This window comes from Bacillus cereus group sp. BfR-BA-01310 (assembly GCF_022664325.1).
GTDB classification, from domain to species: Bacteria; Bacillota; Bacilli; order Bacillales; family Bacillaceae_G; genus Bacillus_A; species Bacillus_A paramycoides.
The window spans coordinates 1-14,951 of the sequence record NZ_JAKUHD010000047.1; the positions used below are offsets into that span (position 1 = coordinate 1).

Genomic DNA, 14,951 nt, shown 5'->3' on the forward strand with positions numbered 1-14,951 from the left:
GTTCATCCTGAGCCAGGATCAAACTCTCCAATAAAGTTAGTTTGTCTAGCATCTAAAATAAAAATTGACGTTTCACGTTGTTTGTTTCGTTTAGTTTTCAAAGTTCAACATCGCGTTTCGGCGACTTTTATAATTTAACATTTCGAGTTAAATCTGTCAACAACTTTTTTCTGTCGTTGCTGACGACGCTTATTAATTTATCATATTAACACGCGATAAGTCAACGCTTTTTAAAAAAATGCCAAAATAATTTTATCTTGGCATTATATATAGCTTAATAATCACTAATGCAGCAACACCTGGCATCCCTAATAAACTTGATACTGTAGCTGTGCCTATATTAATTGGAATATGAAAATCAAAATATGCCCCTGCAACATTCACAATAAATAATAACGCTATACCTAAAGTAACATGAAAGAGTGCTTTTCCTATAAAACGTATTGGTTTAGCAGAAACACCAAAAACAAGAAAAATAAAAACCAAAGCAAGAATACCAACAATAATAATTGTAGAATTCATTTTTTCCTCCTTATGAATGACCTATACATATCTATTTGTATGGGACAAGACAATAAAAAAGAACATCTACAACATAACTCCTATCACTTCATCTTTATTACTTTTAATCAGTAATAGTTCTTCCCCGTACTGACCATCAACTATATACAACTGATTCTATTCCCACCTTCTCTTTCACCTCTTTATATTTCCAAAGTAAAGCAGGACCTTTGTTTCCAAATAGATCGATAAAAAGTAAAAGGTCCTGCTTTAATAAGCAGGACCTTTTACCATTGTTCCATCTTCACAGGACGACGCTTCGCTTCTTTTAACAAGAAAAAATACTTCGCCTCTGCTATTTTTAAAGAACAAAGTACATCTTGAGATGGTTCAACACTTTGTTCAACTAGTCTCTTCTGACGTAACCATTCATTCTTCACTTTTTCTAATAATACAATTAACTTATCATCATACTCTTTACGCAGCTTACCCTTTTTTTGAAAGAACATTTTTGTTTCTCCTCTTATACCTCTCTACGGCCTTCTAAAGCTTTCGATAACGTTACTTCATCTGCATATTCTAAATCTCCACCAACTGGCAGACCATGTGCAATACGAGTTACTTTAATACCCGTTGGCTTTAAGAGGCGGGATATGTACATCGCTGTAGCTTCCCCTTCAATATTAGGGTTTGTTGCTAATATCACTTCTTGTACTGTTTCATCTTGCAGTCTCTTCAATAACTGCGGGATATTAATATCCTCAGGTCCAATTCCCTCCATTGGCGAAATCGCACCACGTAAAACATGATATACACCTTGATATTCTTTCATTTTTTCCATCGCAATTACATCTTTCGGCTCTTGTACTACACAAATAACCGATTGATCTCTATGCGAATCGTCACAAATATAACAAGGATCGCGGTCAGTGATATGCCCGCATACAGAACAATACGCTAAATCTCGCTTCGCATTCACAAGTGCTTTTGCAAAACCTAACACATCATCTTCTTTCATATCTAATACGAAGAATGCCAGTCGAACCGCTGTTTTCGGTCCGATTCCTGGCAATTTCATAAAACTATCGATTAATTTTGATATCGGTTCTGGATAATGCATACTTCAATATCCTCCTAGAACATTCCACCTGGTAAGTTTAAGCCTTTTGTAAATTTACCCATTGTAGAATTTGAAAGTTCCTCAGCCTTTTTAAGTGCATCATTCGTTGCAGCCAATACTAAGTCTTGTAACATTTCGATATCTTCTGGATCTACAACTTCTTCTTTAATTTTCACTTCAAGAACTTGCTTATGACCATTTGCAATAACAGTAATCATTCCGCCACCAGCTGTACCTTCAACTGTTTTGTCGCCAAGCTCTTCTTGTGCTTTTGCCATGTCCTTTTGCATCTTTTGCATTTGTTTCATCATATTATTCATATTTCCCATTCCGCCACGCATCATAATTAATTCCTCCTAATTATTATTACTCTTTTATTTCAATAAGTTCTTGCCCTACTAATTTTACAGCCTCTTCTATAAGAGGATCTTCTTTTTGTTCTGGACTTTCTTCAGAATTCCCACCTTCGCGTTGTAAAAAGTCTTCACGAATTTTACCCCATTCACTTTTCGGGATAGCAATCATATTTAACCTTTTACTTAGCAATTCAAAAAGAGTTTGTTCCAATGTATCCATCGCTTCTCGATTTTCACTAGCCATTTTACAATGAATCTCATATTGAAATGCTAACACATAGGTATCATCTGAAGCCGCTACTGGTTCACTATTTTCTAATAAAACAGCAAACGCCACTTTGTTATGAGACTTGAGCCTTCCTAACAACTCACCCCATACAGCTTTTAACTGTTCTAAATCTTGACGCTTCGCTTGTTTTAACACTTCATTCACACGTCCGACAGGAATTTTCATACTTCCTGTTCGTACTGGTTTTGGTGTTGCACGCGTCTCTCTTACTTCCGGCTGCACACCAGCGGGCACACCATTCTTTTTAACTTGTTCTAACTCTTTCTCCAGTTGCTGCATCCTGTTCATAATCGCTTGTAAACGATCTGTACCGTTTGCTTGCATCATAAACTGCTGACACAGTTGCACCATAACCACTTCTAAGAAAATTCGTGGATGGTTTGTCCACTTCATCTCCTGTTGTCCCTTACTAAGTGTATGAATAATTTCATAGATTACTTCCGGCTGCATTTCTTCACTTAACGTACGGAATTGATCATCTACAATTACCCGTTCCAACATATGTTCTAATTGTGGTGAAGTTTGATATAAAAGCATATCACGATAATAGTAAATGAAATCCTCCATAAAGCGAACTGGATCTTTCCCTTTACTCATCATCTCATCTATAATACGTAACGCTCTTGATACATCATTTTCACGTATACATTCTACTAGGTTACCTAAATATCGCTGAGATACAGAGCCTGTTACAGCTAAAACGTCTTCACTCGTCACCGTCTCATCACTATAAGAAATTGCTTGATCGATAAGACTGAGTGCATCACGCATACCACCTTCAGCGGCACGTGCGACGATTTGTAGCGCTTCATCTTCTACTTGCGTACCTTCATTTGTCACGACCGTCGATAACCTCTCAACGATATCATTTACTGATATCTTTCGAAATTCAAAACGCTGACAACGTGAAATAATCGTAGCTGGAATCTTATGCGGCTCTGTTGTCGCCAAAATAAAAATAACATGTCCTGGCGGCTCTTCTAAAGTTTTCAAAAGCGCATTAAAGGCACCCATAGAAAGCATATGAACTTCATCAATAATGTATACTTTATATCCTACAGCACTTGGAGCATATTTTACTTTATCTCTTATATCTCGAATTTCATCTACACCGTTATTTGAAGCCGCATCAATTTCTAATACATCTGAAATAGACCCTTGTGTGATTCCTAAACAAGAAGGACATTCATTACAAGGTTCAGCTACCGGAGCATGTTCACAGTTAATTGCTTTTGCAAATACTTTTGCAATTGTCGTTTTCCCTGTTCCCCTCGGACCAGAAAATAAATAAGCATGTGAAGCTTTCTCTTGAAGAAGGGCATTTTGCAACGTTTTTGTCACGTGCTTTTGACCGACTACATCTTCGAACTTTTGCGGTCTCCATGTTCGGTATAACGCTTGGTATGACACGAAAATACGGCCTCCCTCAAAGGTTATTATCTCATTTATTATAACCCATTCTGTTTATAGATTCCAAAAGTTATTTTCCATACAAAAAACCCACCTTAATATAAAGGTGAGTTTTGTATACATATATAACTGCCGTGCACCTTCTGTCGATTACGTACCATAAGCGTTACTTAAGCAGTTAGCTCGGTTCAGGCACTCCTGCGGCACACGAGAAGACCCGCTTATTGCTGCTTCCTTCCGGACCTGACAAGGTTCACGGGGTCCCGTTGCGCAGGACCCAAACGTCAACACCACTTACTTAAGGCAGACCTTACAGCAACATAACCTCGAGAAGGGATTCGGCCTCGCTAGAGCGGATTGCGAGTATAGGGCACCGCTACCTCCCCGCTTAGCACGGCAAAGTTAAAACCAATATTCGGTTGCCTTTAATAAGGCATTCTCAGTATAACTTGTTTTTTTACAAAATGCAAATGCGTTAGTTCTCATTACTTTTCTCTAGTTTTTTCGTTTCTTTTCTCTTCTTACGAAGCTCCCTAAAAAAAGTTGTTAACAATGTACCACATTCTTCTTCTAGTACACCAGCTACTACTTCACATTGATGATTAAAGCGCTCATCAGTTAAAAGATTCATTAATGTACCTGCACATCCACCCTTTGGGTCGCTTGCACCATATACAACACGTTTTACGCGAGATAAAACAATTCCGCCTGCACACATTGGACAAGGCTCTAATGTTACATATAACGTTGCATCTTCTAAACGCCATGTCCCTAATTTTTTGCAAGCTTCATCTATAGCTAAAAGTTCGGCGTGAGCTATAGACCTTTGCTCTGTTTCTCTTAAGTTATGCGCGACGCTAATCACTTCACCGTCTAGCACAATAACAGCACCAATCGGTACTTCTTGTATTGCCTCTGCCTTCTTAGCTTCTTCTATTGCTATTTGCATAAAATAAATATCTTGTTCCATAATATAGTCCTTTCACCCAAAATAAAATACACTTCTTTTCATTTCCTACAGGTGGGATAACTTTTACAAATTCAATCCACCCTAAAGAAAAAAGAGAGGGAATTACATATGAAAAATACAGCCTTGCTCATCATCGATATGATTAATGATTTTCAATTTTCTCACGGACCCACCCTAGCACAAAAATGCGAAACCATAAAGAATCCCATTTTACAATTAAAAGAAACGATGAAGTCATTAGACTACCCCGTAATTTATGTTAATGACCATTATCAACTTTGGAGATCTGATATTGATCAACTCATTACTCATTGTACAAATGAGTATAGTGAAAATATTATTCAGGCCATTGCTCCAAGTACTGACGATTATATTTTTATTAAACCACATTACTCCGCTTTTTATGAAACACCTTTAAATTCTTTATTAGGTTATTTAAAAATCGAAAACCTCATTTTAACAGGAATCGCTGGGAATATATGTATCCTTTTTACAGCTAATGATGCTCATATGAGAAATTATACACTTTATGTACCACAGGATTGCATTGCCTCTAACAGTGATCAAGATAATGTACATGCTTTAAAAATAATGGAGTCCACATTAAAGGCAAATATTGCACCATCATCTCAACTAAAATTTAGTTAATACATATCTATTTTCTAACTTTTTATATCAAATTAGTCCGCTCGCTTCCCTCTTGTGCTACAATAATTCTGTTTTGTGTTTTTAGTAGTCACGGTAAATCACTGATTGAAAGGAGGAAACAGCGTGACCGGAGTACCATTTATCACGGTTGAAGGACCAATTGGTGTTGGAAAAACCTCACTTGCGAAGGAAATTTCAACTCACATGCAACTCCACTTACTAAAAGAGATTGTTGATGAAAATCCTTTTTTAGGAAAGTTTTATGAAGACATCGATGAATGGAGTTTTCAAACAGAGATGTTCTTTCTTTGCAATAGATACAAACAACTAGAGGATATTAACATAAAGTATTTGAATCAAAGGAAGCCAGTAGTAGCAGATTATCACATATTTAAAAATTTAATTTTTGCATCCCGTACATTAAAAGATTCTCAATATGACAAGTACATGCAAATTTATCGTATCCTTACACAAGATATGCCTGTGCCAAACGTCATAGTTTATTTAACAGCGAGCCTAGAAACATTACAAAAACGAATTGCAATGCGCGGAAGAGAATTCGAAAAAAATATGGATCCAAATTACTTACTACAGCTTACAAAAGATTACGAAACAGCAATGGATGCTTTCAAAAATGATCATCCAGATATTCCAGTATTGAAGTTTAACGGAGACGATATGGATTTTGTAAGAAATCCTGATGATTTAAATGTCATCTTATCCACTCTTCAAAATACTCTCTTGAAGGAGTCGAAATAATAATGAATTTTAGGAAAAAATATGATATACCAAATGACGCAGTTATCACTATTGCTGGAACAGTAGGTGTCGGTAAATCAACTATGACGACTGCATTAGCTAACGCTTTAGGTTATCGTACATCTTTTGAAAAAGTAGATTCCAATCCATATTTGGACAAGTTCTATGCTGATTTCACACGCTGGAGCTTTCACTTACAGGTGTACTTTTTAGCAGAACGATTTAAAGAACAAAAAAGAATTTTCGAATATGGTGGCGGTTTTGTTCAAGACCGTTCTATCTATGAGGACACTGGCATTTTCGCAAAAATGCATCACGAAAAGGGTACAATGACAGAAACTGATTATGAAACATACAAAGGTTTATTTGATGCTATGGTCATGACTCCTTACTTCCCTCATCCAGACTTATTAATTTACTTAGAAGGTTCTTTCGATGATATTGTCGATCGTATTCAAGAACGAGGACGTCCAATGGAACAACAAACACCAATTGAGTATTGGAAAGAGATGCACGGACGTTATGAGAACTGGATTAATAACTTTAATTCATGCCCTGTTTTACGCTTAAATATTAATGAGTACGATATTTTAAAAGATGGGGATTCAATCGAACCAATCATTAAAAAAATTGGGCATTTTTTAAAACAAACACGTAAACTTGTAAAATAAAAAACCCGTGCATATGCACGGGTTTTCCTATTAAATTACTTCTTCTTTGTTGGAGCAATAATTTCACTCTCAGGTTTTCCAGCGTTAATACGCTGACGAACAGTACTTGTACTAATGTCATATGTTTCAGCAATCTCTTTAACAGTCATTTCTTTCCCGTTAATCACTGCTGTTAATACTTTACCTGTACGTTTTGGAGCTGCTTCTTTCTTTACAGCTGGTTTTTCAACCTTTTTTGGCGCCTCTACTTTTGTCGCAGCTTGCTTTACATCACAAATGCAACCACAAAGTTTACGGAATGTATCATCGCTTATAATGCGCGATACATTTGCACCACTGTTTAAAATTCTATTGTTCTTACAGACAGGACATTGTACATAATATAAAGTTTTTCCATCTAAAGGAAACGTTTGTATAATAAGATCCATGTTGACTCCTTTCATATCTATGAAGATAATCATCGGAATATGAGTGTGTAATAAGGACATTATGTCCTTACATCATACTTTATGATTGGTTTTAAAATAAAAACTCGTTACGTGTTGGTAACGAGTTCTCCAATCTCCACTTATATGCGCTGTTGTCAATTATATCTGGAGGAGGTAGAGGGATTCGAACCCCCGCGCGACTCTCGCCGCCTGTCGGTTTTCAAGACCGATCCCTTCAGCCAGACTTGGGTATACCTCCATATTGACATCAAATATAATATCAAAAGAAAAACAGTTAGTCAACCCTGCTATGATAAATTATGAGGAAAGGAAAATTTCACTTTCCCTCTCCTTCATTACACTACTGACAACGCTCATAATTACCAATCACTCATACCGATGAATGTTTAAATTTATTTAATAACTGTTTTTCCTCCCATATAAGGGCGAAGAACTTCTGGAATTATAATTGTACCATCTTCTTGTTGGTAGTTCTCTAAAATAGCTGCCACCGTACGCCCAATCGCAAGACCAGATCCATTTAATGTATGAACATGTTCTGGTTTGCCATTTGGCTCACGACGGAAACGGATATTTGCACGTCTCGCTTGGAAAGCTTCAAAATTACTACAAGAAGAAATTTCACGATATGTACCATAGCTCGGAATCCATACTTCAATATCGTATTTCTTCGCTGCTGTAAATCCTAAATCTCCTGTGCACATGCTCATAACGCGATATGGCAACTCTAATAATTGTAACACGCGCTCTGCATCATTTGTTAATTTTTCTAACTCTTCGTAAGAATCTTCTGGTTTCACGAACTTCACAAGTTCAACTTTATTAAATTGATGTTGGCGAATTAAACCGCGTGTATCGCGACCAGCTGAACCCGCTTCAGAACGGAAACATGAGCTAAATGCAGCATATCGTATCGGTAATTGCTCTTTACTTAAAATCTCATCACGATGCATATTCGTTACAGGTACTTCAGCTGTAGGGATTAAGAAATAATCTTCGCTTTCAATGCGGAATGCATCTTCTTCAAATTTCGGAAGTTGCCCTGTTCCCGTCATACTTGCACGATTTACCATATAAGGAGGTAATACTTCCTCATATCCATGCTCGTCAGTGTGAAGGTCAAGCATGAAACTAATTAAAGCACGTTCTAATCTTGCACCAGCACCTTTGTAAAATACAAATCGGCTTCCTGTTACTTTCCCAGCACGCTCAAAATCTAAAATCCCTAAATCTGTAGCAAGATCCCAATGTGGTTTTGGTTCAAAAGTAAATTCTTTCACATCTCCCCAAGTACGTGCTACTACGTTATCATCCTCTGTTTCACCTACTGGAGCAGATTCATGAGGGATATTTGGAATGGATAACATTAATCTTTCTAAATCTTCTTCAACTGTACGAAGCTCATTATCAAGATCTTTTACTTTTTCTCCAACTTCACGCATTTCTAGAATTAAAGCTTCCGCGTCTTTCTTTTCGCGTTTTAATACTGAAATTTGCTGAGATACTTCGTTACGTTTACTTTTTAGTTCTTCTGTTTGAACAAGTAACTCTCTTCTTCTCGTATCAAGTTCTTCAAAGCGACCAAAATCCGTTAAATCTTCGCCTCTATGCTGTAATTTTGCTTTTACTTCTTCAAAATTCGTACGTAAAAATTTAATATCAAGCATTATATACTCCTCCTTTTATTTTATAAAACACAAAAAACTCCCGTCCCTATAAACAGGGACGGGAGTTAACCCGCGTTGCCACCCTAGTTGAAAGCATTACCGCTTTCCTCTCAAGTAGAAATAACGGCTCTTCACCGGGAATGCTTACTAATCATAAAGATATTCCACATTCCATTCCAGGATGGATTCACAAACTGTTTCTATCGATTTCCACCAACCATCGACTCTCTATAAGAAACGTCATTTGTTACTATTTCCTATCAACACGCTTATTTTATAAAATTGTTACCATCAATTTACTATAATCTTATACAAGTTGCAAGTTACTTATACAACTTTTTTCATTTTTGCCTCTTTTACCATTTCTACAAAGTATGCTGTTACACGATGATCGTCCGTTAATTCCGGATGGAAAGAAGCAGCTAAAAATGGCCCTTGCCTTACCGCTACCATTCGATCGCCATGCGTAGAAAGTACTTCAACATCATCAGCTACATTTACAACATACGGAGCACGGATAAATACACCAACGAAGTCTTCTCCCACACCCGTAATTGAAAGTGCGGCTTCAAAACTATCTTTTTGGCGCCCGAACGCATTGCGCTCAACTGTAATATCCATAGCGCCAATATGCGCTTCTTCATAGCCAATAAGTGTTTTCGCAAGAAGAATCATACCTGCACATGTACCAAACATTGGTTTACCAGACTTCGCAAATGTACGAAGAGGTTCCATGAAAGCATACTTATCAATAAGACGGCGCATTGTTGTACTTTCACCGCCTGGTAAAATAAGACCATCAATCTCTTCAAGTTGTTCTATACGCTTTACAACAACAGCTTCTGCACCACTTGCTTCAACTGATTTTACATGCTCACGAACTGCACCTTGAAGACCTAGTACACCGATTTTCACCATTTTAAAGATCTCCTTTAATTACCATCCGCGCTCTTGCATGCGTTGTTCTGGTAATAACGTTGAAATTTCGACACCTTTCATTGCAGTACCTAATCCTTTAGAAAGGCTTGCAATTAGTTCGTAATCTTCATAATGAGTCGTTGCTTCAACGATTGCACGTGCAAATTTCTCTGGGTTCTCTGATTTGAAGATACCAGATCCAACAAATACACCATCAGCACCAAGTTGCATCATTAACGCTGCATCCGCTGGTGTTGCTACACCACCTGCTGCAAAGTTTACAACTGGTAAACGGCCAAGGCGTTTAATTTCAAGTAGCACTTCATAAGGAGCACCAGTATTTTTTGCATATGTCATTAACTCATCTTCACGTAGACTTGCAACTTGACGGATTTCTGCATTGACTTGGCGCATATGACGCACTGCCTCTACAATGTTTCCTGTTCCAGGTTCACCTTTTGTACGAAGCATAGATGCACCTTCTGCAATACGACGTGCAGCTTCTCCGATATCACGGCAACCACATACAAATGGAACTGTGTAATCACGTTTATTTAAATGGTATACTTCATCAGCAGGAGTTAATACTTCACTCTCATCGATATAGTCTACCCCTAATGATTCTAATACACGTGCTTCTACAAGGTGACCGATACGACATTTTGCCATAACCGGAATTGACACAGCACCCATAACTTCTTCAACAATTGTTGGGTCCGCCATACGAGCAACGCCACCTGCTGCACGAATATCTGCAGGTACACGCTCTAATGCCATAACAGCAACTGCGCCTGCCTCTTCTGCAATCCTTGCTTGTTCAGCGTTAACTACGTCCATAATAACGCCGCCTTTTTGCATTTCTGCCATTCCACGTTTTACACGTTCTGTCCCTGTTACATTTGTCATGTACAAAAACCCCCCTAGGTGATTGCTTTCCCCCGTTAAAGGAGAAAATTAAGAATACTCTTACATTCTACCATTAACTATCTAATGCTTGTCTACTACTTTTTCATAAAGTCGGTATGAAAAATAGGAATAAAAAAAAGCTCCTACAATGAGGAGCTTTTAAAACCAACCTTTTACTGTATCAACAGCACCATTCCACATACCACTAAAGAAAGAACCAATTCCGCGCATAGAACGTGTGAACCAGCCCGCTTCTTCTACTTCAGATTTCGTTACAAGGTCTACTTGTAATGATTTACCTGATAAAAATCCAGGGTCATTGCTATCTTTCGGCGATATAATCATTTGACTAATTGCCACACCTTTTTTAATAGGTGCTTCTTGTTCTTTATTTATTACTTTAAATTCTGTTTTATAAACGTCTTTACTTCCTTTTGGCATTGGAAGGGAAATAGCTTGTTTCGTTTGAACCGCTACATCTTTTTCTTTTGCATTTTCAACTCGTACAGTTTCTTGTCCTTTTACTGCTGAATCTTTTGCATAAGCCTTCTTCACTTCAAAGTTTGTAAATCCGTAATCATATAATTTTTTCGTTTCATCAAAACGTGCTGTATGAGAATTTGTTTTAATTACTACAGAAATTAAACGCATGCCATTTCTTTCTGCTGTACCAGTAAAACAATCTCCTGCTTCTGGAGTGGATCCTGTTTTCAGACCATCTACACCTTCATATTCCTTAATTAATCCTTTTAACATCCAATTCCAGTTAGCCATATCAATTGGATACTTACCACCCTTTTGGAATGTCATTTTTGGGATTTTTGCTGTATCTAATGTTTTCGGAAAATCTTGGATAAGATGTTGTGCTAAAATCGCAACATCTCTTGCAGACATTTTATTTTCTTCGTCAGGAGTTGTCCCTTCAGGATGTTGTCCTTTTAAATCTTTGTTCGTTAAGCCCGTAGAGTTTACGAATTTATAATTTTTTAATCCAAACTCTTTTGACTTATCGTTCATCATTTTTACAAAATCTACTTCTTTTCCTGCTACTGCTTCAGCTAAAGCAATTGTCGCTCCATTAGCAGAATAAATTGCCATCGCTTCATACAGTTCTTTTACCGTATAGGAACCACCGTTTTCTAGAGGAACATTTGATAATGAACGATCTTGTGAAATTTTATGCGCATATTCAGAAACTTTAACTTTTTGGTCCCACTTCAGTTTCCCTTTTGCTACCGCCTCATTCACTAAGTATTCACTCATCATCTTTGTCATACTAGCAATTGCCAGTAATTCGTCAGCATTTTTTTGATATAAAATCTTCCCAGAATTCGCTTCTACTAAAATTGCCGCACCTGCTTCAATGTTTAAAGCGGCTCCTGTTTCTGCTGATGCATTGCCATATGGTACAAACATGCTACAAGCTAGTGTAAGCACTGTTACCAACGCAATGAATCTTTTGCAAAACATACCTTTCACTTTTGCTACCCCCAATATCTATGTACTCACATAACCGTTATTCTAACATAATCAAAAAAAAATAGACAGAGATATCAAATCTCCGTCTATTTACATATAAGACATTATAATGAGTAGTTTGGAGCCTCTTTTGTAATCTGTACGTGATGAGGATGGCTTTCACGTAACCCAGCACCCGACATACGAATGAATTGCGCATTCTCACGTAAGAATTCTAAATCCTGTGCTCCGCAGTATCCCATACCTGCACGTAATCCACCAACTAATTGATGAACTGTATCTGCTAAAGGTCCTTTATATGGTACTCGTCCTTCAATACCTTCTGGAACAAGTTTTTTGTTTCCTTCTTGGAAGTAGCGATCTTTACTTCCTTTTTCCATTGCTCCAACAGAACCCATACCACGATATACTTTAAATTGACGACCTTGGTAAATTTCAGTTTCTCCAGGGCTTTCAGCTACACCAGCAAACATACTACCTAGCATAACAACGTGTGCTCCTGCTGCTAAAGCTTTAACCATATCACCAGAGTACTTAACACCGCCATCAGCAATAACGGGAATGCCGTGTTTACGAGCTTCAGTTGCACAATCATAAACTGCTGTTAATTGTGGTACACCAACTCCAGCTACAACACGCGTTGTACAAATAGAACCTGGCCCAATACCAACTTTCACTACATTTGCACCGGCTTCGATTAATGCTTTCGTCGCTTCAGCTGTCGCAACATTTCCAGCGATAATGTTTAGTGCTGGATATTTCGCACGAACTTCTTTTACTTTTTCAATAACACCTTGAGAATGCCCGTGAGCTGTATCAAGTACAATTGCATCTACGCTCGCTTTTACTAATGCGTCGATACGAAGCATTGCATCAGCCGTTACACCAACTGCTGCTCCGACTAATAAGCGTCCTTGCTTATCCTTAGCAGAGTTTGGGAATTCAATTACTTTTTCAATATCTTTTATTGTAATAAGCCCTTGTAATACACCGTTGTTATCAACAAGAGGGAGCTTTTCAATTTTATACTTTTGTAGGATCTTTTCAGCTTCTTCCAGTGTAGTACCAACTGGAGCTGTAATTAACTTTTCTTTTGTCATTACGTCAGAAATTTTGATTGAGTAGTCTTGGATGAAACGCATATCACGGTTTGTAATAATACCAACTAATTTTCGCTCATCTAAATTATTTACAACTGGCACACCTGAGATACGATATTTTCCCATAAGATGTTCTGCATCAAATACTTGATGTTCTGGAGTTAAGAAGAAAGGATCTGAAATAACGCCGCTTTCAGAGCGCTTTACTTTATCAACTTGCTCTGCCTGTTGCTCGATAGACATATTCTTATGAATGATTCCTAAACCGCCTTGGCGAGCCATTGCAATAGCCATGTCAGCCTCTGTGACTGTATCCATTCCTGCACTAATTAACGGGATGTTTAGCTGTAAGCTTTCAGATAAAACTGTTTTAACACTTACTTCTCTTGGTAATATATCTGACTTTGCTGGTACAAGTAATACATCATCAAAAGTCAAACCTTCTTTAACAAATTTAGATTCCCACATAATTGTTCCCCCCATGATACCAGAAATTATTATTAGTAGCTTATCAATTGGTTAAAATACTGTCAAGAAAGTATATAAATGTTAGAATTTTTAGACAATAAAAGGAGCGTAATATATGCATCATACACCTTGCATTTGGCAGCACTTAAGTTTCTTTTTTTCATCTCAAAATGTACAACGTTATCTTGCCCGTTGTTATGAAAAATCCTCAATTCAAGATGCTGAAAAAAAAAGTTTTGAAAATTGTTATCCCTTTATTTATTACTTAGAACATGGGAAAAATTATTATGAATTATATAAGACAGCCCCCTTCTCCATTCAGCCAATGTTGTTGTTTTATGGAATGAGCCAGCTTTTTAAAGCTTGTTTGTTAACTATTGATCCAAACTATCCAGAATCAACGACAGTTTTAGCGCATGGAGTTACAACACGTAAAAGAAAAAAACAAGGGTATCAATTTTTAGAAGATGAGGTAAAAATACAGAAAAATGGATTGTTTTCTCATACCGCAGAACGAGTGTTTCACATGAAACACTTGGAAGCAGAAAAATTTAACATGTTAGAGCTAATGGGGAAAATCCCTGAGTTACAAAATTTATTTCGCTATAGTCAAAAAGGAACAACATTATATAAGATCGATTCACCAAATAAAAATGAACTCTCCTTTCCAGTCAATATACTAGATCGACTACATATGACCAAGGAGAGGTTTTCTCGTTACATTGAAACAGCTTGCAAGCATTTATCAATACAACATGTACCTGGGAAAACTAATGAGTCGAATGTGCTTTTTACAGCGCCCATTCAATCATGGAATCCTATGTATAGTACCCCTTTATACTACGAGCATCTTACTGATACTTATTATTTACCACTTACGAGCGATCCTAGAAATCCTAAGCCAGTATTACCTGAACTCCTTGTTCATTACTTATTGCTCTATAATTTAAGCATGATTTCTAGGTATGAAACTGATTGGTGGTATGACTTACTTGGAAGCTACAACTCCGAAGATTATCCATTCATTTATCAATTTCTCAATATTTCTGCTCAAAAGATCCCTTACTATATTTCGACATTTTTATTAACGGAATCTAGCCTATTTCATGGGAAATAAAAAAACACGAGTCAAATGACTCGTGTTTTAGCTTGCTTGGCGACGTCCTACTCTCACAGGGACAAGGTCCCAACTACCATCGGCGCTAGAGAGCTTAACTTCCGTGTTCGGTATGGGAACGGG

16 protein-coding genes, 1 tRNA gene, 1 rRNA gene, 1 other RNA gene and 1 other annotated feature are annotated in these 14,951 nt (G+C 37.3%); of the genes, 4 read left to right on the forward strand and 15 right to left on the reverse strand.

Annotated elements, in window-relative coordinates; genetic code table 11:
- Positions 1-252: 252 nt before the first annotated feature.
- From MR109_RS28640 to tadA, 7 genes are all read right to left on the reverse strand, one after another.
- A complete protein-coding gene (locus tag MR109_RS28640) occupies positions 253-522 on the reverse strand; it encodes a pro-sigmaK processing inhibitor BofA family protein (protein WP_002174535.1) in 270 nt (89 codons plus the stop codon).
- 266 nt (positions 523-788) lie between these two features.
- Positions 789-1,010 (reverse strand): YaaL family protein, encoded by a 222-nt coding sequence (locus MR109_RS28645; protein WP_002009631.1) that lies wholly within the window; start codon positions 1,008-1,010, stop codon positions 789-791.
- 14 nt (positions 1,011-1,024) lie between these two features.
- Complete coding sequence (gene recR, locus MR109_RS28650; RefSeq protein WP_025151045.1) at positions 1,025-1,621, reverse strand: recombination protein RecR; 597 nt, start codon at positions 1,619-1,621, stop codon at positions 1,025-1,027.
- A gap of 14 nt (positions 1,622-1,635) precedes the next feature.
- Complete coding sequence (locus MR109_RS28655) at positions 1,636-1,962, reverse strand: YbaB/EbfC family nucleoid-associated protein (RefSeq protein WP_176547754.1); 327 nt, start codon at positions 1,960-1,962, stop codon at positions 1,636-1,638.
- A gap of 25 nt (positions 1,963-1,987) precedes the next feature.
- On the reverse strand, positions 1,988-3,676 hold the full coding sequence (gene dnaX, locus MR109_RS28660; protein ID WP_071720418.1) for a DNA polymerase III subunit gamma/tau: 1,689 nt from the start codon (positions 3,674-3,676) through the stop codon (positions 1,988-1,990).
- Positions 3,677-3,808: 132 nt separating this feature from the next.
- Positions 3,809-4,073, reverse strand: an RNA gene (ffs, locus tag MR109_RS28665) — signal recognition particle sRNA large type.
- Positions 4,074-4,151: 78 nt separating this feature from the next.
- Complete coding sequence (gene tadA, locus MR109_RS28670; protein ID WP_002174532.1) at positions 4,152-4,646, reverse strand: tRNA adenosine(34) deaminase TadA; 495 nt, start codon at positions 4,644-4,646, stop codon at positions 4,152-4,154.
- A 108-nt stretch (positions 4,647-4,754) separates the two neighbouring features.
- On the opposite strand from tadA, the gene MR109_RS28675 reads away from it, so the two are divergent.
- The 3 genes from MR109_RS28675 to MR109_RS28685 all read left to right on the forward strand — a co-directional run bounded on the left by MR109_RS28675 (position 4,755) and on the right by MR109_RS28685 (position 6,724).
- The gene (locus MR109_RS28675) at positions 4,755-5,294 is read left to right on the forward strand and encodes a cysteine hydrolase family protein (RefSeq protein WP_242274736.1); all 540 of its coding nucleotides are present in this window, start codon (positions 4,755-4,757) and stop codon (positions 5,292-5,294) included.
- Between the two features lie 123 nt (positions 5,295-5,417).
- Complete coding sequence (locus tag MR109_RS28680; RefSeq protein WP_025151042.1) at positions 5,418-6,053, forward strand: deoxynucleoside kinase; 636 nt, start codon at positions 5,418-5,420, stop codon at positions 6,051-6,053.
- A gap of 2 nt (positions 6,054-6,055) precedes the next feature.
- Positions 6,056-6,724 (forward strand): deoxynucleoside kinase, encoded by a 669-nt coding sequence (locus MR109_RS28685; protein ID WP_242274737.1) that lies wholly within the window; start codon positions 6,056-6,058, stop codon positions 6,722-6,724.
- A 35-nt stretch (positions 6,725-6,759) separates the two neighbouring features.
- Here the strand turns inward: MR109_RS28685 and MR109_RS28690 are convergent, their stop codons facing one another.
- The 7 genes from MR109_RS28690 to guaB form a co-directional block, all read right to left on the reverse strand.
- Positions 6,760-7,152: a sigma factor-like helix-turn-helix DNA-binding protein gene (locus MR109_RS28690; protein ID WP_242274738.1), complete on the reverse strand. Its 393-nt coding sequence runs from the start codon at positions 7,150-7,152 to the stop codon at positions 6,760-6,762.
- 166 nt (positions 7,153-7,318) lie between these two features.
- Positions 7,319-7,411 (reverse strand) — tRNA-Ser (locus MR109_RS28695).
- A gap of 154 nt (positions 7,412-7,565) precedes the next feature.
- Positions 7,566-8,840 carry a serine--tRNA ligase gene (serS, locus tag MR109_RS28700; RefSeq protein WP_002174527.1) on the reverse strand — a complete coding sequence of 425 codons (1,275 nt, stop codon included), beginning with the start codon at positions 8,838-8,840 and terminating at the stop codon, positions 7,566-7,568.
- A 51-nt stretch (positions 8,841-8,891) separates the two neighbouring features.
- Positions 8,892-9,113: a binding site (T-box leader), on the reverse strand.
- 54 nt (positions 9,114-9,167) lie between these two features.
- Positions 9,168-9,758, reverse strand: a complete 591-nt coding sequence (pdxT, locus tag MR109_RS28705; RefSeq protein ID WP_025151040.1) for a pyridoxal 5'-phosphate synthase glutaminase subunit PdxT — start codon at positions 9,756-9,758, stop codon at positions 9,168-9,170.
- An 18-nt stretch (positions 9,759-9,776) separates the two neighbouring features.
- The gene (gene pdxS, locus MR109_RS28710; protein ID WP_000186167.1) at positions 9,777-10,664 is read right to left on the reverse strand and encodes a pyridoxal 5'-phosphate synthase lyase subunit PdxS; all 888 of its coding nucleotides are present in this window, start codon (positions 10,662-10,664) and stop codon (positions 9,777-9,779) included.
- Positions 10,665-10,823: 159 nt separating this feature from the next.
- Complete coding sequence (locus tag MR109_RS28715; RefSeq protein WP_025151039.1) at positions 10,824-12,143, reverse strand: serine hydrolase; 1,320 nt, start codon at positions 12,141-12,143, stop codon at positions 10,824-10,826.
- Between the two features lie 104 nt (positions 12,144-12,247).
- Positions 12,248-13,711 carry an IMP dehydrogenase gene (gene guaB / locus MR109_RS28720; protein ID WP_002174524.1) on the reverse strand — a complete coding sequence of 488 codons (1,464 nt, stop codon included), beginning with the start codon at positions 13,709-13,711 and terminating at the stop codon, positions 12,248-12,250.
- Between the two features lie 115 nt (positions 13,712-13,826).
- Here guaB and MR109_RS28725 point away from each other — a divergent pair, with 115 nt between their 5' ends.
- A complete protein-coding gene (locus MR109_RS28725) occupies positions 13,827-14,828 on the forward strand; it encodes a YaaC family protein (RefSeq protein WP_025151038.1) in 1,002 nt (333 codons plus the stop codon).
- A gap of 34 nt (positions 14,829-14,862) precedes the next feature.
- Here the strand turns inward: MR109_RS28725 and rrf are convergent.
- Positions 14,863-14,951 (reverse strand): 5S ribosomal RNA (gene rrf, locus MR109_RS28730); the annotation flags it as partial.

Excerpts from the sequence above, each read along its gene's own strand:
- MR109_RS28725 (WP_025151038.1), top strand. The coding sequence starts at position 13,827 with ATGCATCATACACCTTGCATTTGGCAGCACTTAAGTTTCTTTTTTTCA.
- MR109_RS28655 (WP_176547754.1), bottom strand. The coding sequence starts at position 1,962 with ATGCGTGGCGGAATGGGAAATATGAATAATATGATGAAACAAATGCAA.
- MR109_RS28645 (WP_002009631.1), bottom strand. The coding sequence starts at position 1,010 with ATGTTCTTTCAAAAAAAGGGTAAGCTGCGTAAAGAGTATGATGATAAG.
- MR109_RS28690 (WP_242274738.1), bottom strand. The coding sequence starts at position 7,152 with ATGGATCTTATTATACAAACGTTTCCTTTAGATGGAAAAACTTTATAT.
- pdxT (WP_025151040.1), bottom strand. The coding sequence starts at position 9,758 with ATGGTGAAAATCGGTGTACTAGGTCTTCAAGGTGCAGTTCGTGAGCAT.
- serS (WP_002174527.1), bottom strand. The coding sequence starts at position 8,840 with ATGCTTGATATTAAATTTTTACGTACGAATTTTGAAGAAGTAAAAGCA.
- tadA (WP_002174532.1), bottom strand. The coding sequence starts at position 4,646 with ATGGAACAAGATATTTATTTTATGCAAATAGCAATAGAAGAAGCTAAG.
- guaB (WP_002174524.1), bottom strand. The coding sequence starts at position 13,711 with ATGTGGGAATCTAAATTTGTTAAAGAAGGTTTGACTTTTGATGATGTA.
- recR (WP_025151045.1), bottom strand. The coding sequence starts at position 1,621 with ATGCATTATCCAGAACCGATATCAAAATTAATCGATAGTTTTATGAAA.
- MR109_RS28640 (WP_002174535.1), bottom strand. The coding sequence starts at position 522 with ATGAATTCTACAATTATTATTGTTGGTATTCTTGCTTTGGTTTTTATT.
- MR109_RS28685 (WP_242274737.1), top strand. The coding sequence starts at position 6,056 with ATGAATTTTAGGAAAAAATATGATATACCAAATGACGCAGTTATCACT.
- pdxS (WP_000186167.1), bottom strand. The coding sequence starts at position 10,664 with ATGACAAATGTAACAGGGACAGAACGTGTAAAACGTGGAATGGCAGAA.
- MR109_RS28675 (WP_242274736.1), top strand. The coding sequence starts at position 4,755 with ATGAAAAATACAGCCTTGCTCATCATCGATATGATTAATGATTTTCAA.